Source organism: Chitinophaga sp. GbtcB8, from assembly GCF_019091455.1.
Lineage (GTDB): Bacteria > Bacteroidota > Bacteroidia > Chitinophagales > Chitinophagaceae > Chitinophaga.
The window spans coordinates 67,213-89,539 of the sequence record NZ_JAGXJN010000032.1 but is presented as its reverse complement, the minus strand read 5'-3'; the positions used below and the strand labels follow the sequence as shown (position 1 = coordinate 89,539).

The following is a 22,327-nucleotide window of genomic DNA, read 5'->3' as shown; positions in this document are numbered from 1 at the left end:
TTTGAAAACAGAAAAACCAGTGCCCACTCGCAAGAGTGGGCATTGATCTTTATTATTTATACCAATTGTTTGTGTTTCAGGAAACTGAGGGTGTGTGCAAGCATCTGCTGCGGATCTAATTGATCCGTATCCAGGATAAGGTCCGGGAGGGCGGGTGTTTCAAAGGTATCATTCAGGCCGGTAAGGTTATGGATCTTGTCAGGGTGGGTATCCGGTAGCAGCGCTTTCCGGTAAAGCCCTTTGGGGTCCCTGCTGATCAATGTTTTCAGATCGCACTTCAGCCAGATCAATAAAGCCCTGTATTGCAGCCGGAGCTTATTTCTTCCTTCCTCATAGGGGTTGATGGCTGCTATGCAAACAAGATCATAGTCTGCAGCAATGGAGCCGGCATAAGCGCCTAAACGGGAAATATTTTCCAGGCGGTCTGCTTTGCTAAATCCAAGATCTTTGCAAAGCGTTTGGCGGTAAACATCGCCGTCTATTACCTTCACTTTTAAGTGCTGCTGGTTTGCCCATTCAAACAAAGCATTGGAGAGCGTGGTTTTGCCGGATCCTGATAAGCCGGTAAGCTGGATGATATTGCCCATTTGCTTAAAGGGTAAGGTGTTTTAGCTGCTCATAGGCGGCATGACAATCATTAAAAAAGAATCTTTCATTGTTTTCATGAGATTCCGGTGTAAAAACCTCCTGTGCTGATTTGCTGTGATATTTCAGGCGGTCATTCACCTGGTCCGTATCTTTTACGGGAATGCTGGTAAATGCGCTGAAGGCTGCTACCATTTCTTTTCCGCCATGGGCAAAATCAAAGAAACAGTTGCGCGGATGATCCAGTCGGAAGATCTCCTGCAGCTTTAAGTAATACTGTTCAAGCACCTGTGCCGTATAACGGTTAAAATCGCCTCCAAAATGCGCGGGTTCAGCTGTTTTAAGCAAGGCAGGATTCACCATTCCCGGAACGCTATGGATGCCTCTTCGTTTATCATGAGATGCAATAACCTCATCCGGTTTGCGGTATAAAAAGAAGAAAGGCGTTTGCGGAAACCATTCCCGCAACAGGTTATAGAAATGAATATGCCAGCTATCCAGCTTAATGATATAGTTGCTTTCTTTATAGTTGCGTTGCTGCCCCATCAGCTTCAGGGCCAGGCGGAACCAGGTTTCCCGGGTAGCGGCACTGAGGCCTGGCAGCTTTTCATCTGCCCTTAAAATTTCATCCAGCAAAGGGGCTTCTGCAACCACAATATTTTCCTCCGGCGCTGAAAATGCCTGCGACAGCAGGGTAGAGCCGCAGCGGGAAACATGGAAAATAAATGCAGAGGGTTCCAGCGAAGCTAAGTCTTTACTGGCCTCCGCTAAAAAATCAGCGCTGCTCAGGCTTTCCAGCAGCGACCTTTGCCGTTGCCTGATACGGCAAACCTGTATCGTTTCATCAAAGAATGGTTTGATCATCCGCTCATTTCCAAGGTCCAGCCATTTCAGGGTCCATTCATCAGGGCTGGTATAACTAAGCCGGAAGGGGATCCAGTTGACTATTAAAGAAGCTTGCATTATTTTCCTGCTTTTAGGCTGGCAATTAAATCCCTGGCAGCAGGGGTGTTCATGTTTTCAAGTTCCGCTATCATCCTGGCTTTTGTAGCATCATCATAACTTTTCGGCGCATGCTCTGCTAAAAGATCGTAGCCATGCGCGGCAAACAGGTCATCTGTCCAGCTGTTCCGGATGCCGTCTATCACCAGGTGTACCCTTGGCGTATTACCATTGTTAACGATACTGTGCGTGGCGGCGAAATTGAGGTACCAGCATTCGCCTGCGCCCAGGTGCAGCTTTTCTTCTTCAAGGGTAAAGTATACATCCGGATTAGTGATAATGGGAATATGGATCCTGAATACACCATCCTGGTACGCGCATCCGGGATCCCGGTGCGGTTTAATAAGGCTTCCGGGGGCCAGGGACAATAGGCGTACGGCTTCCTTTTCACAATGCCAGGCCTCTAAGATGCCGGTTACATAAGGCATAAGGCCAAGCACGGGCGTATTGCTGTATGTGCTGTTTGCATGTGCGTAAATGTCGTTGCTTTCCCCGCTGGCAGAGCGGAGGGAAATACTTCGCCAGTCGCCGTTAAAGTCCCGCTGATTGAAATGCTGCGGCCAGTCTTCTTTTAAAACCGCTTCCAGCTCCCTGCGAAGGGTGTCTGTATTGTAGGATTGGGAGAATTTTATGTGGTTCATTAGCTCTTTAACAGTGGCCTAAATATCTAAAAAATATTCATTAATCAAAAAGAACATCCGGCGGCCTTCTGTCTATATGAAAAGCCTGATCCAGGTAATAAACAACCGTTTCCGGTGCTTTGGCCGTCGGTATCAGCTCCCGTAACGGCGTTACTATTTTGGGGTATTCATCAATGAACTCCAGCCCTTCTACAGGGGGCAGCTGAAATGACTGCATCAGCAGGCGAAAGCGTTCCAGCTCTACTCCCCAGTAGCGGATGTATTTACTTTCGCTTACGCCTAATTCAATAAGCACTTCCTTTGTCTGGAACAGCAATCCAAATTCAAGCTGGCATTCCTGGGAAAGCTCTTCCCGGTACTTTTCCAGCTCATTCAATACAAAATCTTTCTGAAGGAAAGCGGTTGTTTCACTTTCCTCTTCATACAACCCGTATACGCAGCTTACCTTTTGTGGCAGCGTGGCTGCCAGGGCAAGGAACAGCTGCCATAAACGGCCATTATCAATATTGATGGTGGCCTGGAACCGGAAAGGCAAACGCCGGGCCTCATTGAGCTCCAGCTTATAACCCTCACGGATATTTGCTTTTCTCCTTTTGTGCAGGATCCCGTCAATATCAGGCCGGTGATCCAGCTCCTGGTCTGTGGGGATCCGTATGGTAATGGGAAGCGCTAACATGCTGCAATATTAGAGAAAGGGATTCATTTATTACGGGTAAATACTAATCAGGGTACACTACCAGCCTTTGTTGTAAGAGAATTTATCAAAAGCCAGCTTGTCAAAATCTTCTTTGCTGAACAAATTCCCGGTTGTTTTATCCGGATCTGATATAAACCAGGATTCTCCTGCATCCCGGTGTAAATAGAATGATTTCGTTTTCAGATCGAATCTGAAAGTAATGATCCTTGTCCACCGCCAGCCACTGCCACCAAAATGTTCAATTGAAAAGTAACCATTCTTGATGGTGATACCCTGGTATGGATCGCCATGAACGCCGCCGCAACCCATACATAATACCACATGGTCATTTCTTGCAAGTAATTTGTATTGCCCGGCCCCATTGCTCTGTAACAGCAATAACGGCCTGGTTGTGTCAGCATTGAGATTTTCCAATCTCATTACGCACCATAAACCAGTCAATGATGATAAAGTTAATGTGGTAAGCACTTTTCAACAGCCTGGTATGCGCCACAGTTATTGTCCGCAAGGCTGCGGGCGGTTTATTTAGTCAATCCTGATCCTGTACACTGTATAAGGGGAGGTTCGCCTGTCAATGCCGTTATTGTATTCCGGCTGCTTTTGGATCTGCGAACAGCTGACATAAAGATACCCCCCGGCTATGGAATAGCTGTCCGGCCAGATCAGCCGCGGATCCTGCACAATGATATGCATAGAAAGGCTGGGCGTGATCTTTAAAAGGCGGTAATGCTGCAGATCGCCCATATACAGGTTGCCGCTCCGGTCAAAGATCATCCCGTCTGTGGTTGAAAAATGTCCCAGGTCTTGTACATGGCGCTCAAGCGCATTGCCGGAAAGGTTCCAGTCCCTTAAGTACTGCGTTTCTATACGATACAGCTTATCATCACTCAGGGGTTTATAATACAGCCATTTACCATCCGGTGTAAGCGCAATCCCATCTGAATTGAATTTCGCAGGTTTGCCATCCTTCATCAGCTCACGGCCGTCAATGATGAATTTAAATGCAGGATCAGAAATAACGGAGTAGTGACCTGCCAGCACCCGGCGCATTTTATGTGTTGCAAGATCAATAACAATGATCCCGCCGCCCTTGGATTCCGTTAAATACGCAAATTGTCTTCTTACATCAATGCGCACATCATTTGCATAAGCAGTATCCGGCAGCACTGCATTGAGGTCAAAGATCTCCATAGGCATTTTCCTGTTGCCCAGCATCTTAACCAGTTTAGCACCCTGTCCCTGTATGGTTTTTAGGAAGGGGGCAGCGGGGTCCAGCACCCAGATTGTGTTATTGTCATCTACATAAACAGACTGCACACAAACCCATTTGTTCCTGCCATCTGTGCCGGGTTGCCAGCTATTAAACACCTGGTCAGGGTAAGGCGTTGAGTGAATCGTATCCTGCACACTCACCACCGCATTTTTATATTTATCAGACCAGCGGGGATAGTTTACAAGCAACAGCCCGCCTTGCTGCTTAGCAACTCCTGTTAACTGATAGGCTGAGTCCTTGAAAACTAGCTCCAGCTTTTGGTGATGATCACCACCCGGAAAAGGTTCATGCTTACATGCAAGGATGCCTGATAGCATGAGAAAAAGTAACACTGCGGAAAAATTTCGGTTCATAGCTAACAGATTTATGTTTGAGCAAATATTGATGTCATAGTTTGATACCGCCTACGGGTGTTGGTGCTTACGGTTCACCAATACATAACCAATGATCAGCATCATTACTGAAACGCCTAAAAAAATAAAGTTGCCGGTATTATGATCTGTGGAAAATTCTATGACATTGTGCAATTTCAGGATCTGATGGTCAATGAGGCCCTCCACAATATTAAAGAGCCCCCATCCCAGCAATAAGCCGCCACCAAAGAGTTTACCGGCACGGTCAATGTCTTTCCGGGACAAGAGTTTCCACATTAAAATAATGCCTGCCAGCACAACCAGCATACAAAAGAAGTGGAAGATGCCATCCCAGAACATGTTGATGCTTTTGCCTATGTACGTGGTAGCCGGAATTTTGTCAGGTGCACAATTATTATGCCCTGTGTTGACTAAACCACTGGCACGATTTTACGCGCTCTGTTTATTACAAAGGGATCTGCAGGAATGCAGGTAAAGGCAAAGCTCTCCCATGAACATCGATTAATAACAGTTAAACCTATTTGTATGTTAGTACCTCTTTTGGCGCTTGTTTTTGTAGTAATAGCGGTAGTGGTTTATTTAGTTATGCAAAGCAACAGGAAAACCAAAGACACTGGCAACCGGTAAAATGGGGTGTGTAATCTCCCGGTAATTTTGCTACAGGTCAGGATCAGCTCCACGTAGAAGATCAGCCCTTTTTGTGGCAGGTTATCTTTCCACAAAGGGTATTTTGAGCACAGTAATACAATCGTTCTGTTGGCCTGTATGTTGCGCCAGCGCAAAAAAAGCAGATATGAAATTAAGTCCGGCTCTTGTGAAAAAATTAGGGCAACCCTATGCGCCCTCAACAATGATAGATATGGTGTTTAAAGGGAATGACCTGTCATTCAAAACCGATGAAAAAGGGAATGCCATCCTGTTATTCATTGGGGAAAAAATGGAGGATGGGAATATAAAAGGTGAACGTTATGCACGCACCTTAAAATATGACCGCAACGGTGAGCTGATAAAGGATCATTGGGAGCTCAAAGGCAAGGCAACATGATCATCTTTAAGAGTAATTAATTTAATAATAAATGAAAGAATCCATGGCAGAAACTATGAAAGCAGCGCTTAAAACAGAAAACGGGGAATTTGAAATAGCAGAAGTAGCAATGCCCCAAATATCCGATCCCCACTGGGTACTAGCCAGGGTAAAGGTTGCCGGTATTTGCGGTACAGACCTGCGGCACTGGAAAAAAGAAGACCCGAATTTGAAATGTAAGATCATGGGTCATGAGCTGGCAGCCGAGGTTATAGAAGTAGGCAGCGAGGTTACTAACGTGAAGCCAGGCGACCGCGTGGTGGTGGAAACCCTGCTTGGCGATGAAACCTGCGACTGGTGCCGGGTGCAGCAATATAACTTATGTCCTAACCTGTACAAGGTGCGGATGAGAACAATTTCACAGGCCTTTGCACAATATGTGGCAGGACCTGCAGAAAAGTTTTACAAATTACCGGATCATGTGAGCGATGAGGAAGCCACCTTGCTGGACACTTTTTCCGTTTGCCTGCATGCTATCAATTTAAGCGGAATAAAAATAAATGATAAGGTAGCCGTTATTGGCGCGGGGCCCATTGGCCTGGGACAAGTGCAGCTTGCAAAAGCCTGTGGCGCGGATGTAATAGTGACGGATATTGTAGATTCATCCCTGAAATTGGCGAAGGAGCTGGGTGCAGATGCGGTTGTGAACACTAAAAATCAGGACGGCTATAAAGAGGTAATGGAATTTACGAAAAACAGGGGAGCGGATATAACCTTTGAGTGTGCGGGCGGCCCCTCTATGCCGGTTACCCTGCCCCAGGCAACCACCTTTACCAGGATTGGTGGAAAGGTGGTGATCGTGGGTGGTTTCGAATCCGGCAAAACCGCCATTGAGCTGGAATGGCAACGCATCCAGAAAGCGGAGATCCAGCTGATCCCAAGCGCCAGCTATTCATTCCGCGACATTTACCCCGAAATGGAAATATGCCTGGAGCTATTAGCCAAAGGAAAACTGAATGCGAAAAAGCTGATCACACACAGCTTTGCATTAGATGATATTAATAAAGCCTTTGAAACGGCGCAGGATAAAGAACACACCCACGCCGTTTTTGTAGCCCTCACCATTTGAGGGCATTAGATGATCTGTAAATGCGGCCGTATTTTTATATCCACTACATCGCAGCGTTTGGGTTGCATAATGGTATATAACACAGCGGCCGCAATATCTTCTGCCTTCAGCATCTCAAGATCTTCTTCTTTTTGCTGCTGGTCAGGTACGCTAACGGGCTGCATATCCGTACCCACTGCGCCCGGTTCTATCAGCGTTACTTTAATGCCCATTTCATTGATCTCTTTGCGCACACTTTCAGAGAACCCCTGTATGGCTGCCTTGGTAGCTACATAAACGGAGCTGTTCTTTTCCCGCACATCTGCGCTCATGGAACCAATGTTAATAATATGGCCTTCTTTATTAGGCCGCATACGGTCAATAGCCTGGCGTGTGCAGGCCATATATGCAAGCAAATTGGTGTTAACCACTTTCTGCCAGTCGGAATAGCTGCCATCTGCAATACCCTGGTAAGCCAGCGCGGCACAGTTTATCAGCACGTCCAGCTTTTTAAAATGCTTGTCTGCTTCGTTAAAGAGTTTATTGATCCCCTCTTCGCCGGAAAGATCGGTAACAATACCGGTAAGGCTTCCCTTCAGCTCTTCCTGGCCGGTACTGTTAAGGGTGTCTGTAAGATGCTGCGGGTCCTGACCTGCGATCAGCACATCGGCCCCCTGCCGGGCCAGTAAAATTGCCGTTGCACGGCCTATGCCGGTGGTGCCGCCGGTTACAACCACTGTACGCCCGGCAACGGCTCCGGTTAATTGCTCATTGTATGCTGCTGTTTGCAAGGATTCCATAAGTTTATATTTTTTATTAAGATCTTATTTCCAGGTGATGTTTACTTCCCGGCTTCCATGTATACTGTAGATAAGCTGTCCTCCACTGGTTCCATTACTTTTTACCGGTTCATTGTCTGCCAGTATACTTAGTTCCGGTGCCGGTGTGCCGTTTGTAGTTACAATGCACATGCTGCAGGTGAGCTTTTTATTGCCCAGCGTTTTAAACTTCAACTGCTTGCCGTTTTGTTCCTTTGCCGTAACCGGGTAATCAATAAATACCATAAAGGATTCGTCCTGGATCTTTATATAATGCCGGGGCGCCACCCCAAAAACTAACCCTGCACCATATACCTCCTGTCCAACACCGCCGGATTTTTCCCAGCCATCATGGATATCTTCCAGGGCTATCCAAAGGGTAGGATCCAATTCGCCTGTTTTTGTTTCGTCTGCCAGCATTTCCCGCGGCAACATAGGCGGGTAATAATATGCAGCTCTGTATACCGTATAACGTATGAATTCAGGTAATAATAAATTGACCGCAGGCAGCAGCTCCAGCCCCTGCGCATGCATCAGGAAATCGTGTAAAGCGGCAAACCCTTCCTGCTCTTCATATACAGCGGTATAGGGTGCATCATTAAGGGGAAACAATGAAAAGAAGTTAGGAAAATTTTTGCCATAGCCATACTGGCATTGCCAAAGGGCTACGTTCTTGAACAGGTTGGCAATACAAAGGTAAGCCAGCTTAAGATATATTTCTTCTTTACATTGTTTGTACAGCCGCAGCATAGCGCCGGCAGAAAAGGCGGTGTTGTTGCCCTGGTAAAATATATCAAAGCCATAGTCCTGCAGTGTGAGCGCAGCTTTTTTTGCTTCCTCAAGATACCGCTCCTCTTTAGTGAGCTCCCAGGCCTGTAACATTACCAGCGCATATAGTCCGGCAACATCCTTTTCACCTCCCATCCCTGGCTGGGTTTCGGCTTTTATTACTTCCAGGGTTTCCATATTGTAAAATACCGGCCAGCGATAGTTAAAGTGATGGGCCACCTTAATGGCAAATTCAAGGGAATTTATCAGCATCTCCTTTACAACATTATCTCCATCCAGCGCCATTCTTGACAGGTTCAGCAAGGGGTGATGCAGGTACCAGGAATCCATTACCTTTGGCGCTTTCTGTTCTTCCGATCCATCCAGCTGTTGTTCAAGTGCCGGCAGCCATCGCATAATAGTTTTCAGCTCTTCATTGTAAAAGGTTTTCAGGTTTTTGTAAATATCATTGCCAAAATTTATATAGTTTCCGCTCCATGCTGTGTAATCCCTTATGGGCAGCAGCACTGCCAGCTGCACCATAATTTCAGGCGGGGTATTGTAATCCGACACGTATGCATTTAGATAAGCGTTCCCTTTATGCTGCTGCCAGCAGCCTTTTTTGTGTTCCAGGTCATGCAGTGATTTTGCCAGGATATCCGGGTAATCATGATATATCGTTTCGGGCCTTGGCAGGTGCAGGTACAGGGATGCCAGCTGCGTCAGAAATTGTGTGGCAATTTCAAACTGGTCGTTTGGTACCTTATTGCTAAAACAAACAAAGGCATCTGAAATGGTTACCTGCCTGCCAGCGGGCAATGGCTTATCCTTGGTAGGGGGTAAGGAAAATCCGAACTCCGGCCACTCACCGCCTACCGTATCTGCTACCGACGTTTCGGTGGCATTACAGTAGTCAGCCAGCGCTGTAAAGTTTTGTAAATACAGGAATGAGCAGGCTGCAGGGCGTGCCATGGAAGCATAAATGATCCCGGAGCGTGTACCTGCCTGCCTGATGTGAATATTACCCTCGCTGCTTCCGTTGGCCGGTATCACAATATCGCGCGGCCAAAAGGGGATATCCGTATCCTCAGCAGGAGTGAAAGATACTGTGTAACGTAAAAGCGGCATGCCTTCTTCCGGGAAGCTCACTGCTGCATGGTAGGTACCAATGGTGGCGCTCATTACCATTTTTATACCGCCTTCTATATTGGTTACCTCTTCCAGCGCAATGCTTTCCGGCGCATAGGCAATGCGGAAGGCCATCCTGGCGGAGTTAGAGCAGGTTGCTACCAGCCATACCGCATCCTGCATGTAATGCACCTCAAATTGAAAATCACTGATAGTGGTGGAATACACCGGTTCGGTTGAAATATTTGCCAGCTGTTCTGCAGCGCTGGCAGCCCAAATAGAAATTCCGGATGACATATATTTTTAATCGTTTTAGTTTCTCATAATACAAGCTGGTTAACATTACCACCGCCAGACTGTTCAAGTAGTAAAATGGCCAAAGCCGGATCAGGTCTGGATCCCCGCGTATTACGCAGCATGGTAAAACATGGATGTTATTACAGATTGATGAAATTTATAGAGCTGTATACAAATTATAATCCATGTACGGTACAAAGGCATTTTCCACATTAAAGTAGAATTTGGTTAATGATGGGCTCTATTAAATGAGCAATTAAATGGACAGTTCGATGGATTGTTGTTTTCACAACTTTCATATAAATTATTTTTTACATTTTAAATTTGTTTCATTAGTTTTGAAAACGAAACCGAAATATTCTGTAGATAGAACAATTAGAGTAAACACTTAACCTTGTAGTATTTTTCCAGTTGCCTTTATTACTATATGATTGATTCAACCCGGTCATTTATAGTGAACCTGTATTTATTGAAACATTCATTCAAAACCATTTAAAAAGGATTCCTCAAATATGAAACTGTAGCAATTATGCGCCTGCCAAGGCAGCATGATCCAGCATCATTTCGCCCAAACCATCATCATAAAAAAAAACCTATGAACCGTATTCACTTGCTGCTTAAAATGGCGGTAGTACTGCTATTGCCCTGTACACAATCAGTAGCCCAACAAGCGGGTAATTCCCGGTTAGACAATTATTTCAGTGAAGCTTACCGCCAGTACCCCAGCCTCCCCAAAGGTTTACTTGAAGCGATGGCTTATTCCGCAACACATATCACTAACCTGCAGCCGCATGCAGGTAATGACCATAGCAGCTGCATGGGTATGCCTGAGCGGTTTGGCATATTTGGTTTAGTGGAAAATGGAAAAGGTTATTTTAAGAATAACCTGGTGGAAGTAAGTAAGCTGAGTAACATCAGCACTAAACAATTTAAAAACGATATAAGGCTTCAGATCCTGGCCACTGCAAAGTATTTAAGCCGTGAAGCAGGCAGCCGGAAACTGGCTGCAGCTGCAGGTGTTGAAAGCTTTGCCACTGTGCTGGAAAGCATTTCTGAAATTCCTGACGATGGCAGCGCAATAAATGCATATGCCCGCTCATTGTACACGTATGATGTGTATGATAATTTACAGAAAGGTTTTACCACAACAACACTTACAAGAGCGCCGGCCAATGTAAGCCTGGAAAAGATCTACCCTGCCAAAACACTGCGTGCATTAAAGGCCACCGGTGTGCAGGTAGATTATTCCCAGGACAGAATTATATCGCCCGATAACGTTCTTGACCAAAGTGCTGCAATCGATGGCGTTTCTATTTTAAGTACAGATTATGGTCCTGCCATTTTCAGCGCAGCACATGCCAATAACTTTTCAGCAGGCCGTGGGGGCGTAGCCGTTACCAATGTTACCATCCACACTGCCCAGGGCAGCTATGCAGGTACCATTTCCTGGTTTAAGAACAGCACCGCTATTGTATCATCGCATTACGTGATCCGCTCCTCTGACGGGCAGGTGACCCAGATGGTGCGGGAAAAAGACAAAGCGTACCATGTATTAAACCACAACGGCTATACCATTGGTATAGAGCATGAAGGTTATGTTGCAGATGCCAAATGGTATACCAGCAGCATGTACGCTTCTTCCGCCGCGCTGGTACGCAACATCTGCACCAGGTATGGCATCAGTAAAGCTGCCTGCTTTAAGGGGCCTGCTACTTCCGGTACCAATTATCAGCCCAGGACCGTACGCATTAAAGGCCATCAGCACTACGACGGTAATTCACATACAGATCCGGGGATTAACTGGAACTGGAAAAAATACGCCGGTTTAATTAATCCTGCTACCATTGCAGCAGCTACCCAAATAGCTATTGCAGTAAGCGACCAGGAAACCGGCTTTGCTGTTGCCAATACGGCTGTTACCGTAACCGGGTCTGATGGTGAGGCTACCCAGCTGCAAACAGATGAGAACGGGCAGGTTTCCTTTGACGCCGGTAAAGGGAAATATACTTTCTCTTTCAGCGCCAATGGTTATGACCCGATAGAAACATCTTTTGAAGGTGGCGATGAAACAAAAATTGCCGCAGACATTAACATGGACCGCATCAACACGCTGCGTATGGCACAGGATGATGAAGGCACCCGCCAGGCAATTGCTGCCAATAACATGGTGCTTTCAGGTTATGTGCGGAACACTGAAAAGAACATTCCGCTTGCAGGTGCAACAGTAACTGCGGAGGGCAGTACAGCCATCTCCGGTAGGAATGGTTTCTTTACCATAACTATCCCGGCGCCTGCCACCGCTCTTGCAGAAGGCGCAACACCGCGTACCACCACACTGCGGATCACCGGCGCCGGTTTTAAACCTTATGTGCTGAACAACCTCCGTTTAATAGCAGATAAGCTTACCGTAAAAGCAGGGCTTACACCTGTAACCGCAGCGGGCAATGACCAGCGGATTGCTACAGACGGGGCTGCTGAAGAAGTGGAAACCTACAAACACGGTATGTTTGACAGAACAGCAGCTGATGAAGCACAACAGACCAGCGAATACCAGCGTATAATTGCTGATAAGGAGGATGCAGAAGCAGCGGTTTCTCTTGCGGCTATAGCAGTGCCCACCAGTATCCGTGTAGGCACCAGCTGTTCCTGTACTACCTGCTCTACCGTAAAGGTTATGAGCCTTGAGGCATATGTACAGTCCGGGCTGGATAATGAATGGATCTCCAGCTGGAAAGCAGCTTCCCTGCAGGCAGGCGCAGTTGCCTACCGTTCTTACGGTGCTTACTATGTTAAACATCCTGTAAAATCCAACTTCGACATTGCTTCTACTACCTGTAACCAGGCATGGGGCAGTGAAACCGCCAGCACTACCATCAATGCAGCTAAAGCAACAGCGGGTGTTGTGTTAATCAAGAGCGGCGCAATTTTCAGATCTGAATATTCAGCTGAAAATAATAATTCCGGTTGTGGTAATGGTTACAGCGGTACCGGTTCTGCATGGCCCTGCATTTCCGACGCACGTTGCGCCGGCAGGGCCAAGAACGGGCATGGCAGAGGGATGTGCCAGTGGGGTTCCAGCTTCTGGGCCAGTGATAAAACGTATACCTGGATCCTGAACCACTATTATAACCCGGGCGGTGTAACCGTGCAGCCTAAGGCCACTATTGCTGCTGCAAGCCTGGCTAAAACATCAGCGCTGGAAATGGATGAAAAGGAAACCATGGTAAGCGGATCCGGTAACCTTACTGTATTCCCCAACCCGGTTTCCGGTGATGTAGTAAAAGTGGGCTACTCCTTATCATCTGCAAAGGCACGCCCTGGCATGCTCATTTTATCCGATAATACAGGTACTGTGATCCGGCGTAAACCTGTTCAGCTGCAACAGGGGAATAACCAGCTCTCCATGAGCATTGCCGGTTTAAAGAATGGCATTTATATCATTGCCATCCTGTCCGGCCTGCCGGTTGTATCTGAAGGCAAAAAGCTGGTAGTGGCTAAATAAAATTAGCCTTTGCTACAGGATCATTGAGGTTTCTGAAGAGAAGCTGTCTCATATAATTTGAGGCAGCTTCTTTTTTGAAGATGGGTTTATGGAAAAGAAAACCCGCTTATTAAGCGGGTTCCTTATTTTAAATTAAATGCTGCTTATTGTTTCAGGATCTTAACCTGTTTTTGCACACCATCTTTACGGTCTATAGCAATAATATATACACCAGGTGTTAATGAGGATACAGAAATAGTGTTCCCCGGGCTTTTAACTTTCATAACCTGGTGCCCGCTTATATCATAAATGCTAAGCGTTCTAACCTTATCATTGTTACGGAGGTGTAATTGCTCAGTCACCGGGTTGGGCGATAGTGTAACGGCGGTATTGCCATCTTCCGTTTTTACCGTTTGCACAGCCATCCGGGCAGCTGATGCAACACTGGTAATGGTAAGATAATTGAGATTGAACCCGCCGGTGGTTGTGGCAATGCCTATGCTATAAGTACCTGCAGGTAAGGTTACGGTATGTGAAACATTGCCCCAGTTCTGCCATCCGCCGGTATTAGGTATGGTAACAGTGCCCAGCTGTGTGGCGCCGGCATCTTTTTCCAGCCGCAGGCTTGTGTTGGCGTTAGGGCTGGCCACGCGGTAATCTACCCGGTAGGTACCTGTTGCAGGAATGGTTACATTGTATGACATCCAGTCGCCGGCCTCTATCCATCCCACATCCAGTCCGCCACCTGCATCCGTAGTTGTTTCGGTGGCTATGCCGGACATATAATTGTAATCTTCTGCCTGCACAACGATCGAGGAGGTATTTGTATTTGATTCTATTTTCAGCGAGCTGGTTGAATCGTTCATGTTATTATCAACCAGGCAATTATCGTCCGCCGTAAGTACAAGGGTTGATCCGCCAAAATTGTCATGCTTGTACAGTGTAACCTTATACCCTGAGGTCACCTTCATAGAAGAAATATCATCATTGAGAATACCCAGCGCATTCAGCTGGCTAAGTGTATAAGTGCCAGGGTTAAGGCCTACGGCATAACCGGTATAGTTACAATCCTTATAGGCTATGGCCGCACCGCCTGCCGTGATCCCTGAAAAACCGCCTATGGTAATAGTGGTGCGTTGAGGGGAGGTAGCATTGATGGTGGACGAATGATTAAATACATCGTCGTAGCAAAAAGCATAGGTCAGGCTGTTGTAGCTGATATCACTGCGGTGCCAGAATTTGCAATACCAGTTGTAAGGAGCCGTCTGGTAATATTTGGATGCGCTGGAAAAGTCCTGTGTGGCGCCGGTGGCCAGTGTAAGATCAATGGCATGGCGGTTAATGGCAGCGCAGATCTGCGCCTGCACAACTTTATCCCATTGTCCGCCGGTGGCCATAACCCCGCTGCCTTCCATCGCTTCAAGATTGGTGGGTTTGCGTGAGATGGTGCCCACCTGCCCGTCAGAAGCCCGGGTGAATGTGAATACATTTCCGGATACACGGCCGCTCCAGGTGCCTGCATCGCCTGCGCTGAAAACCAGGTTACCGTTTTGGTACTTAGACCAGATGGCATCAATGTAAGAACCAAAATAATTGGCCTGTGCACCGCTTTGAAAGGCCGCTGTTTTTGAAGGGAACTTGATGATGCCATTGGCAGCATCATAACAGCCGGCAAAGTCGGCAGGTGCGGTAGATTGCCATTGTGAAAGGATCTGGCTGTGGGGGATGAGCTCTCCAACCTTTTGGTAAAAGCCGCCATTGCCCCACACTTCAAGGCCCATTGGATACTGGTAGCTATCCACACGGGTAGTGTTCACCCAAAGACCATTGGATGCGTTTGTAAGCTCAATCGTTTCAAACCGGATGCCCTGGTTAGGGTCCGTGGGATTGGCAAGATTGGGTGCTGCATAACCACTTGGCGAACCGGATGCGCCGAAGAAATAGAGATACAGCTGTGAATTGAAAGAGATCAGGATGCGGCATCCTGCAATGCCGGGAATGTTGATGACCTTATTAGGTATCTCACTCAGCTTGGCAAAACAGTTAGCATACCGGCCATTGCCGCCTGGTCCCTGGTTACCGTTGATCACCGGCCCGGGCACGGTGTTGTTTGATACATTCATCAGGTTGACCGCACCGGTTTTGGGGTCAATCCATACATGATTGTCATTGATGATGCCTACAACAGCTACATACACATTGCCATCAGCATACGCTGAGTTGTTACGCAAGGTGAAGGGGACGGTAGTTTGGGCCTGTACTTTGCTCCCGGTTAAGATGACTACAATAAACAGCAAGGCCATGCGGGCGCAAAACGACCCGGATAAAGATCTGGTTTTCATTGAACAATAGGTATTAGATTAACGAGAGCACCTGCTAATGTAAATAAACTTTTTTGTAAGTTATCATGTGAAATCAATGAGATCATTTTTCTGAAAATTTGGCATTGCTTCCGGTAGGGGGAAAGATCCTTCAATTATGCTGTGGTCTTTTCCTTTGTAAAATTTTTGAGTATCCGGGAGTGTCAATTTTTCAATACGGACAGTGACAAAATGTAATTTTTTGCCGCTGGCATAACGCTTGTGAGATTGCAAAAAAGCAGTTGCGGCCGCCGCTGCGATTATACAATCACCTATATGATATTGTTTTTAATCAATGCAATTTCAATGTTATGGTAACCAATTTTCAAGCACAGCCACTTCATGACCGGGTCATTGTTCGCCCGGTACCCGCCGAAGAAAAAACAACCGGTGGTATCATTATTCCGGACACCGCAAAAGAGAAACCTCAGCGCGGCACTATTGTAGCCGCCGGCCCGGGGAAAAAAGATGAGCCGTTGAGCGTTAAATCAGGAGATACCGTGTTATACGGTAAATATGCAGGTACAGAGCTGCAATTAAATGGAGAAGATCTGTTGATCATGCGGGAAGCTGATATTTTAGCCATCCTCTAAGGGCGAATTATCAGCTATTTAACTACGAATTATTTGTGGACAGTAAAAAAAACAGGTATGTCAAAGCAACTTTTCTTTGAGCTGGATGCAAGAAACAAAATGAAGAAAGGCGTTGATGTTTTAGCCAACGCTGTTAAGGTAACACTCGGTCCGCAAGGCCGTAATGTTGTACTGGAGAAGAAATTTGGTGCCCCTGCTATTACAAAGGACGGCGTTAGTGTGGCAAAGGAAATTGAGCTGGAAGACCCCATTGAAATTATGGGTGCTCAGATGGTGAAGGAAGTGGCTTCCAAACCCGCCGACATTGCAGGGGACGGCACTACAACGGCTACGGTGCTGGCGCAGGCAATGATTAATGAAGGCCTCAGGAACGTGGCTGCCGGTGCCAACCCAATGGACCTGAAAAGAGGGATGGATAAAGCGGTGGAATCCATTGTGCAAAACCTAAAAGAACAGTCAAGGTTTGTTGGAAGTGATGTGCAAAAGATCCGTCAGGTGGCCACCATTTCAGCCAACAATGACGATACGATCGGCAAGCTGATTGCTGAAGCATTTGCAAAAGTAGGAACAGAAGGCGTAATAACAGTCGAGGAGGCAAAGGGAACCGGAACTACAGTTGAAGTAGTTGAAGGTATGCAGGTCGACCGCGGTTATATATCTCCTTACTTTGTGACAAACAGCGAAAAGATGCAGGAGGTGCTGGTAAAACCTTACATCCTGATCTATGATAAAAAGCTGTCAACGATGAAGGAGCTGATCACCATCCTTGAAAAGACTGCACAGACAGGAAGGCCCCTGCTTATTATTGCTGAAGATCTTGAAGGGGAGGCACTGGCTACATTAGTGGTAAACAAAATAAGGGGAACGCTTAAAGTGGCTGCTGTTAAGGCTCCGGGTTTTGGCGACCGCCGCAGGGAGATGCTCCAGGACATTGCAGTGCTAACTAACGGAACGCTGATCAGTGAAGAACAGGGATATAAGCTGGAAAATGCTGATCTGACATCCCTGGGAAGCTGTGAATCAGTGACCATAGATAAGGACAATACAACCATTGTTGGCGGATACGGCGATAAGGATGCAATTGCCGGAAGGATTAGCCAGATAAAAGCACAGATTGAAAGCACTACTTCTGACTATGACCGCGAAAAATTGCAGGAAAGGCTTGCCAAGCTGAGCGGAGGTGTTGCAGTGCTGTATGTAGGCGCCGCCACTGAAGTTGAGATGAAAGAGAAGACAGACCGGGTGGACGATGCGTTGCATGCAACCCGTGCGGCCGTGCAGGAAGGTATTGTGCCTGGCGGCGGGGTAGCTTACATCAGGGCAGTTGAAAAGTTAAATGAATTACAAGGCGCCAACGATGATGAATCCACAGGTATCGCCATTGTTAAACGTTCCGTGGAAGAACCGTTACGGCAAATTGTGTACAACTGCGGCCTGGAGGGAAGCGTAGTTATAGGAAAGATCCGGGAAGGGAAAGCGGATTATGGCTTTAACGCACGTACGGAGCAATATGAAAACCTCTTTGAAGCCGGCGTAATTGATCCTACGAAGGTTACCAGGATTGCGATCGAAAATGCCGCTTCTATTGCAGGTATGCTGCTTACCACAGAATGTGTGGTGGCAGATAAGCCCAAAAAAGAGCAGCCCGCCGCGATGGCCGCACCTGGCATGGGTGGGATGGATTATTAATCCGGTTCACAAGTACCGGCATAAAGCCTGCAAGCTTTTGCAGGCTTTTTTTATTTTGGCCGGTTCACAGGTATCCGGCCATCATCATTTACAGCCTAATGCCGTTTAAAATACTGTACCTCCTGCTCATGTTTCTTAGCTGCTGACAAAGAATCAAACGTACCTAAGTTGCGGCGCTTGTGCGTTTTGGGATCTTTCTTAACAGAGTATAATCTGTATTGTCCTGATTTTAATTTCCTGATCATAATTATTGAGTTTTGGGTGAAAATGCTTCGTGTAGATATTTCCACACTTACTATTAAGGCGCAAAAAAATCGTACCGTTTTAAGAAGGCTTAATAATTGCGGAACATTTTCGGTTGATATTTATAACCAACCTCGTGTATTAATACCTAAAAAATAATGATCATATGAAAGAGTTTGCAGCGTTTAAGAACAAAGCCGGCCTGTTGCGTAAGTGGTCGCTGATCTCCACTACGGAAGCTACCTCAGGACATCCCACCTCCTGCCTTTCTGCGGCGGACCTTACCGCCGTGCTGTTTGAGAAATATTTCACTTATGATATTGCGGAACCGCTGAATAATTATAACGACCGGTTTGTACTTTCAAAGGGCCATGCAGCACCTTTGCTGTATGCCTTGTTTGGTGTAGCCGGTGCCTATCCGCTGGATGAGCTGAAAACATTACGCAAATTCGGCAGCCGGTTCCAGGGGCATCCTGTACCTAAATTTGTTTACGCAGAGGCAGCTACCGGCTCCCTGGGCCAGGGTTTATCAGTAGGGGCGGGGCTTGCGCTGACCGCCAAAAGGGAAGGCCTTTCGTCCAAAACTTTTGTACTTACCGGCGATGGTGAGCTGGCCGAAGGACAGATCTGGGAAGCGGCCAATTTTGCTACGCATGAAAAGCTGGATAACCTGGTGGCTATCCTGGATATTAACCGCCTTGCGCAAAGCCAGCCAACTATGTTCGGCCATCACACAGAAGAATATGTGAACCGCTTTAAGGCATTTGGTTTTGAAGTAATAGCCATAGATGGTCATAATTATGAAGAGATTGACCAGGCATTTGAAAAAGCGGTAAATAATAAGAACGGCAAGCCCACCGCCATTGTAGCCAAAACAATTAAAGGGAAAGGCATTTCTTTCCTGGAAGATAAAGATGGCTGGCATGGCAAAGCCCTGAAGAAAGACGAGCTTCAGAAAGCGCTGCAGGAATTGGGCGATGTGGATGACCAGGCGCGGTTTGCGCTCAGGAAGCCTTCCGGGAAACTGATGCCGGCAAATACGGACGTAAAATACCGGGTAACAACCAGTTTTGAGAAAGGCAAGGAATACGCAACACGGGAAGTATTTGGGGAAGTATTGGCATCACTTGTGGAGCAGAACAAAAACCTTTATGTGCTGGACGGAGATGTAATGAATTCCACCTTCACAGAAGATGTAAAAAAGAAAACACCGGATCATTTCATTGAATGTTATATCGCAGAACAGAATATGGTATCCGTGGCGGTAGGTTTGTCCAGGTTGGGCCGGGTGCCTTTTGCAGCCACTTTCGGCGCATTTTTTACCAGGGCTGCAGACCAGATACGGATGGCGCGGGTATCTGAAGCCAATGTCAAGTTTGCAGGTTCCCATGTGGGCGTTTCCATAGGGGAAGATGGCCCTTCGCAGATGGCGCTGGAAGACATTGCTATGTTTGGAGCATTGCCCGGCGCCGTTGTATTACAGCCTGCCGATGCCTGGTGTACAGCAAGCCTGGTGCAGGAAATGGCTGCCCATGCCGGCATTGTTTACATGCGTACTTTAAGGCCTAAAACCGCTTTGTTATATAGTAAGGATGAACATTTTGAGATCGGCGGCTCTAAGCTTTTGCGTCATTCAGATCATGATGAGCTAACCGTGGCAGCTACCGGCATTACAGTATTTGAAGCGCTTAAAGCTGCAGAGGAGCTTGAAAAAGAAAACATCCATATAAGGGTGCTGGATTGTTATTCCATACATCCCATAGACGCCGCTGCATTGAATGAGAGTGTGCATGCCACCAAACAAAATTTACTGATAACGGTAGAAGACCATTTTGAACATGGGGGCATGGGCGATTTTGCTGCAGCAGCCCTGTCAGATACCGGCGCTCATATCATTAAAATGGCGGTGCCTGACATTTCACAATCCGGTACAAAAGATGAGCTGCTGCAAGATGCAGGCATAGATGCAGATCATATAGCGCAAAAGGTCAGGGAGCTTTGTGCGGTAACGGCATAGGCAGTGGGGCAGTAAGCCCCACTACTCCTGTTTCTTAAAAAGTATATTTTTTATTCTTCCATTGCTAAGCCTGAAGCCGGTTATCTTTTTTTGTGCGTTTGTCAGGAAATTAATAGTACCGTTGTAACTGCTGAACTTCCCGGCAATAACCAGGTCCGGCTCAAAAGTAAAATCACCTAAACGCATATGATGCGCAACCAGCTTACCATCTTTTACAGAAAGCTGGTAGGCGGTTTCCAGCTCTTTGCTATAATAGGCGCCGGCATATTGATCCAGCTGCGCAGGGGTAATTTTAACCGGGATCACCCTTGGGGCAATGCTACCATGGTATTTTAAGGCGCCTGCTTTCTCTTTTATTTCCCTGAAAGTAACAGATGAATTGTAGGCCGGCACCCATAACACTGAATCGGATTTCAGATCAGTGGGGAACTTATCCTCCCCGTTTGCCTGTACCATTATACGGCCGTTCTCCAATGTAAAAGTTACATACCAGCCAGGACCCAGCTGGTAGCTGCCAGTATATTTTTTTAATAACAGGGTATCAACGGAAATGTTGGGCAGGTTACTAAGGTCTTCACGTTTTGGACCGGATGTTATTTTATCGTTTAAGAACAGCTTTGCAATGGCATTTGTATTTCTATAAACATCAAAATTACCGTCGTTACTGAGCAGGATGACCGCAAGCTTCTGATCCGGGAAATTGGAAATAATGGTGCGGAAGCTTGCCCAGCCGCCATCATGCGCAATATTTGTGATGCCGTTACGCTGGCTCACTTCCAGGCCATAGGCATAATCAATCTTTTGTTTGTTATTGAGCGTGTCTGTTTCTATCATCCTTAGGTACACGGGATCTTTTTGCTCAAGCGCCTGCTGAAAATGAATAACCCATTTAGCCAGATCTTCAGCCGTGGAGAATATTGAGCTGGAACCTAAGGCCGTAAGGGCATCATTACTCTTAAAGTATTTGTTATCGTTAGCATAATATGAGCTGGCCACATGGCTGATCACCATTGAATAATCGCTTTGTACCAGGGATGCCCGCATGTTCAATGGTTTAAAGATATGCGCATCAATCCATTCCGGGAATGGAATGCCGCTTACTTTGGCTACAATAGCTGCCAGCAGGTTATAACCGGTATTGGAATAGGAATATTGCGAGCCTGGCTCAAAATCCAGCTCCCGCTGCTGTTTCACCATTCGCATAATGTCCTCATAGCTGAAGCTCTCATCCCAGCGCCAGCCAGCAGCATGCAGGGTGGCGGGCCAATCCCTTAATCCGCTGGTATGATGGATCAGATGACGGATGGTAATGGTTTTACCAAATTGGGGTACATCAGGCAGGTATTTATGGATATCATCATCCGGTGATATTTTGCCTTCCTGTATCAAAGTTGAAATGGCAAAACCTGTGAATTGTTTTGATACAGATGCAAGATCAAAAACCGTTGTGGTTGTAATGGGAATATCGTATTCCAGGTTGGCCATTCCATAGCCTTTTTCAAACAGGGTTCTTCCATCCTTTACAATTAAAGCAGCCACGCCAGGGCGGCTGGTACGGGCATAGATATTAAACAGGGAATCAATTTTTGCAGAAAGGGTATCGGAGGTATTTTGCGCAATACCGGGCAAGCCGCTTAAAAGCAGCAACAGGGTATAATATATTTTCATGGTACACAGAAGCTTATTATATACAATGACGGCCGGCGCAGGAAAAAGTTGCATTCCTTTATACAGGGCGGATATCATTTTATTGCGCCGTTCTCTTTTGCGGGCCGCATATGCTCATTGGCCCATTCCGCCAGATTATACAAATGCGGCAGTAAGCTTTGGCCGGCAGTGGTTAATGAATAATCAACCCGGGGAGGAACTTCAGGATACATTTGCCGGAAGATCAGGCCATCATCCAGTAAATTCTTCAGGGTAGCGGTCAGCATCTTTTGCGATATATCCCCAATGGCCTCCTGCAGCTGGTGGTAACGCATGGGGCTTCCTGTTTGCCCAAGTGTGAGCATCACTAAAACCGCCCACTTATCGCCAATGCGGCCAAATACATCCCTTACCGGGCAGAAGTCTACACTTTCTGCATTTTTAGAAAAAATCCTCATGTTAACTTTTTGATTTTCACTATTACATACCTGCGGGTGTGTAACGCACTTCCTAGTGCCGTATTTTTTGATCCTTAACCCGTTGTTACTTTTGCCGCCATAAGGTTAAGGGCAATACCCGGCA

19 protein-coding genes are annotated in these 22,327 nt (G+C 46.7%); 6 read left to right on the top strand and 13 right to left on the bottom strand.

Annotation, left to right across the window (positions count from 1 at the left end):
• Positions 1-56 precede the first annotated feature (56 nt).
• The 7 genes from KVT36_RS23675 to KVT36_RS23645 form a co-directional block, all read right to left on the bottom strand.
• Positions 57-587 (bottom strand): adenylyl-sulfate kinase, encoded by a 531-nt coding sequence (locus KVT36_RS23675; protein ID WP_217605927.1) that lies wholly within the window; start codon positions 585-587, stop codon positions 57-59.
• 4 nt (positions 588-591) lie between these two features.
• Positions 592-1,548 carry a hypothetical protein gene (locus KVT36_RS23670; RefSeq protein WP_217605926.1) on the bottom strand — a complete coding sequence of 319 codons (957 nt, stop codon included), beginning with the start codon at positions 1,546-1,548 and terminating at the stop codon, positions 592-594.
• Positions 1,548-2,228: an aspartyl/asparaginyl beta-hydroxylase domain-containing protein gene (locus KVT36_RS23665; protein WP_217605925.1), complete on the bottom strand. Its 681-nt coding sequence runs from the start codon at positions 2,226-2,228 to the stop codon at positions 1,548-1,550. The genes KVT36_RS23670 and KVT36_RS23665 overlap by 1 nt, the downstream gene beginning before the upstream one ends.
• A gap of 40 nt (positions 2,229-2,268) precedes the next feature.
• Complete coding sequence (locus tag KVT36_RS23660; RefSeq protein ID WP_217605924.1) at positions 2,269-2,904, bottom strand: hypothetical protein; 636 nt, start codon at positions 2,902-2,904, stop codon at positions 2,269-2,271.
• Positions 2,905-2,961: 57 nt separating this feature from the next.
• Entirely contained in the window at positions 2,962-3,345 is a 384-nt protein-coding gene (locus KVT36_RS23655; RefSeq protein ID WP_217605923.1) for a hypothetical protein, read from the bottom strand.
• 105 nt (positions 3,346-3,450) lie between these two features.
• Positions 3,451-4,551: an L-dopachrome tautomerase-related protein gene (locus tag KVT36_RS23650; RefSeq protein WP_217605922.1), complete on the bottom strand. Its 1,101-nt coding sequence runs from the start codon at positions 4,549-4,551 to the stop codon at positions 3,451-3,453.
• A gap of 51 nt (positions 4,552-4,602) precedes the next feature.
• The gene (locus KVT36_RS23645; RefSeq protein WP_368670044.1) at positions 4,603-4,947 is read right to left on the bottom strand and encodes a DUF2243 domain-containing protein; all 345 of its coding nucleotides are present in this window, start codon (positions 4,945-4,947) and stop codon (positions 4,603-4,605) included.
• A 418-nt stretch (positions 4,948-5,365) separates the two neighbouring features.
• Between KVT36_RS23645 and KVT36_RS23640 the strand changes: the two genes are divergently transcribed.
• Positions 5,366-5,617, top strand: a complete 252-nt coding sequence (locus KVT36_RS23640; RefSeq protein ID WP_217605920.1) for a hypothetical protein — start codon at positions 5,366-5,368, stop codon at positions 5,615-5,617.
• A gap of 31 nt (positions 5,618-5,648) precedes the next feature.
• Positions 5,649-6,725, top strand: a complete 1,077-nt coding sequence (locus KVT36_RS23635) for a zinc-binding dehydrogenase (RefSeq protein WP_254640169.1) — start codon at positions 5,649-5,651, stop codon at positions 6,723-6,725.
• A 5-nt stretch (positions 6,726-6,730) separates the two neighbouring features.
• Here the strand turns inward: KVT36_RS23635 and KVT36_RS23630 are convergent, their stop codons facing one another.
• A complete protein-coding gene (locus tag KVT36_RS23630; RefSeq protein WP_217605919.1) occupies positions 6,731-7,504 on the bottom strand; it encodes an SDR family oxidoreductase in 774 nt (257 codons plus the stop codon).
• 24 nt (positions 7,505-7,528) lie between these two features.
• Positions 7,529-9,715, bottom strand: coding sequence for a hypothetical protein (locus KVT36_RS23625; protein WP_217605918.1), 2,187 nt, complete (start codon positions 9,713-9,715; stop codon positions 7,529-7,531).
• Positions 9,716-10,310: 595 nt separating this feature from the next.
• Between KVT36_RS23625 and KVT36_RS23620 the strand changes: the two genes are divergently transcribed.
• Positions 10,311-13,217, top strand: a complete 2,907-nt coding sequence (locus KVT36_RS23620) for an N-acetylmuramoyl-L-alanine amidase (protein WP_217605917.1) — start codon at positions 10,311-10,313, stop codon at positions 13,215-13,217.
• 143 nt (positions 13,218-13,360) lie between these two features.
• On the opposite strand, the gene KVT36_RS23615 is transcribed toward KVT36_RS23620, so the two are convergent.
• Positions 13,361-15,538, bottom strand: a complete 2,178-nt coding sequence (locus tag KVT36_RS23615) for a beta-1,3-glucanase family protein (protein WP_217605916.1) — start codon at positions 15,536-15,538, stop codon at positions 13,361-13,363.
• 329 nt (positions 15,539-15,867) lie between these two features.
• Here KVT36_RS23615 and KVT36_RS23610 point away from each other — a divergent pair, with 329 nt between their 5' ends.
• A complete protein-coding gene (locus KVT36_RS23610) occupies positions 15,868-16,149 on the top strand; it encodes a co-chaperone GroES (RefSeq protein ID WP_089916198.1) in 282 nt (93 codons plus the stop codon).
• Positions 16,150-16,206: 57 nt separating this feature from the next.
• Complete coding sequence (gene groL / locus KVT36_RS23605) at positions 16,207-17,838, top strand: chaperonin GroEL (protein WP_217605915.1); 1,632 nt, start codon at positions 16,207-16,209, stop codon at positions 17,836-17,838.
• 95 nt (positions 17,839-17,933) lie between these two features.
• On the opposite strand, the gene KVT36_RS23600 is transcribed toward groL, so the two are convergent.
• Entirely contained in the window at positions 17,934-18,083 is a 150-nt protein-coding gene (locus KVT36_RS23600; protein ID WP_217605914.1) for a hypothetical protein, read from the bottom strand.
• A gap of 164 nt (positions 18,084-18,247) precedes the next feature.
• On the opposite strand from KVT36_RS23600, the gene KVT36_RS23595 reads away from it, so the two are divergent.
• Positions 18,248-20,098 carry a transketolase gene (locus KVT36_RS23595; RefSeq protein WP_217605913.1) on the top strand — a complete coding sequence of 617 codons (1,851 nt, stop codon included), beginning with the start codon at positions 18,248-18,250 and terminating at the stop codon, positions 20,096-20,098.
• A 21-nt stretch (positions 20,099-20,119) separates the two neighbouring features.
• Here the strand turns inward: KVT36_RS23595 and KVT36_RS23590 are convergent, their stop codons facing one another.
• Positions 20,120-21,766, bottom strand: a complete 1,647-nt coding sequence (locus KVT36_RS23590; protein ID WP_217605912.1) for a serine hydrolase — start codon at positions 21,764-21,766, stop codon at positions 20,120-20,122.
• 74 nt (positions 21,767-21,840) lie between these two features.
• Positions 21,841-22,203 (bottom strand): helix-turn-helix domain-containing protein, encoded by a 363-nt coding sequence (locus KVT36_RS23585; RefSeq protein ID WP_217605911.1) that lies wholly within the window; start codon positions 22,201-22,203, stop codon positions 21,841-21,843.
• Positions 22,204-22,327 lie beyond the last annotated feature (124 nt).

Excerpts from the sequence above, each read along its gene's own strand:
- KVT36_RS23675 (WP_217605927.1), bottom strand. The coding sequence starts at position 587 with ATGGGCAATATCATCCAGCTTACCGGCTTATCAGGATCCGGCAAAACC.
- KVT36_RS23615 (WP_217605916.1), bottom strand. The coding sequence starts at position 15,538 with ATGAAAACCAGATCTTTATCCGGGTCGTTTTGCGCCCGCATGGCCTTG.
- KVT36_RS23650 (WP_217605922.1), bottom strand. The coding sequence starts at position 4,551 with ATGAACCGAAATTTTTCCGCAGTGTTACTTTTTCTCATGCTATCAGGC.
- groL (WP_217605915.1), top strand. The coding sequence starts at position 16,207 with ATGTCAAAGCAACTTTTCTTTGAGCTGGATGCAAGAAACAAAATGAAG.
- KVT36_RS23600 (WP_217605914.1), bottom strand. The coding sequence starts at position 18,083 with ATGATCAGGAAATTAAAATCAGGACAATACAGATTATACTCTGTTAAG.
- KVT36_RS23670 (WP_217605926.1), bottom strand. The coding sequence starts at position 1,548 with ATGCAAGCTTCTTTAATAGTCAACTGGATCCCCTTCCGGCTTAGTTAT.
- KVT36_RS23635 (WP_254640169.1), top strand. The coding sequence starts at position 5,649 with ATGAAAGAATCCATGGCAGAAACTATGAAAGCAGCGCTTAAAACAGAA.
- KVT36_RS23590 (WP_217605912.1), bottom strand. The coding sequence starts at position 21,766 with ATGAAAATATATTATACCCTGTTGCTGCTTTTAAGCGGCTTGCCCGGT.
- KVT36_RS23655 (WP_217605923.1), bottom strand. The coding sequence starts at position 3,345 with ATGAGATTGGAAAATCTCAATGCTGACACAACCAGGCCGTTATTGCTG.
- KVT36_RS23620 (WP_217605917.1), top strand. The coding sequence starts at position 10,311 with ATGAACCGTATTCACTTGCTGCTTAAAATGGCGGTAGTACTGCTATTG.
- KVT36_RS23595 (WP_217605913.1), top strand. The coding sequence starts at position 18,248 with ATGAAAGAGTTTGCAGCGTTTAAGAACAAAGCCGGCCTGTTGCGTAAG.
- KVT36_RS23625 (WP_217605918.1), bottom strand. The coding sequence starts at position 9,715 with ATGTCATCCGGAATTTCTATTTGGGCTGCCAGCGCTGCAGAACAGCTG.
- KVT36_RS23640 (WP_217605920.1), top strand. The coding sequence starts at position 5,366 with ATGAAATTAAGTCCGGCTCTTGTGAAAAAATTAGGGCAACCCTATGCG.
- KVT36_RS23585 (WP_217605911.1), bottom strand. The coding sequence starts at position 22,203 with ATGAGGATTTTTTCTAAAAATGCAGAAAGTGTAGACTTCTGCCCGGTA.
- KVT36_RS23630 (WP_217605919.1), bottom strand. The coding sequence starts at position 7,504 with ATGGAATCCTTGCAAACAGCAGCATACAATGAGCAATTAACCGGAGCC.
- KVT36_RS23660 (WP_217605924.1), bottom strand. The coding sequence starts at position 2,904 with ATGTTAGCGCTTCCCATTACCATACGGATCCCCACAGACCAGGAGCTG.
- KVT36_RS23665 (WP_217605925.1), bottom strand. The coding sequence starts at position 2,228 with ATGAACCACATAAAATTCTCCCAATCCTACAATACAGACACCCTTCGC.
- KVT36_RS23610 (WP_089916198.1), top strand. The coding sequence starts at position 15,868 with ATGGTAACCAATTTTCAAGCACAGCCACTTCATGACCGGGTCATTGTT.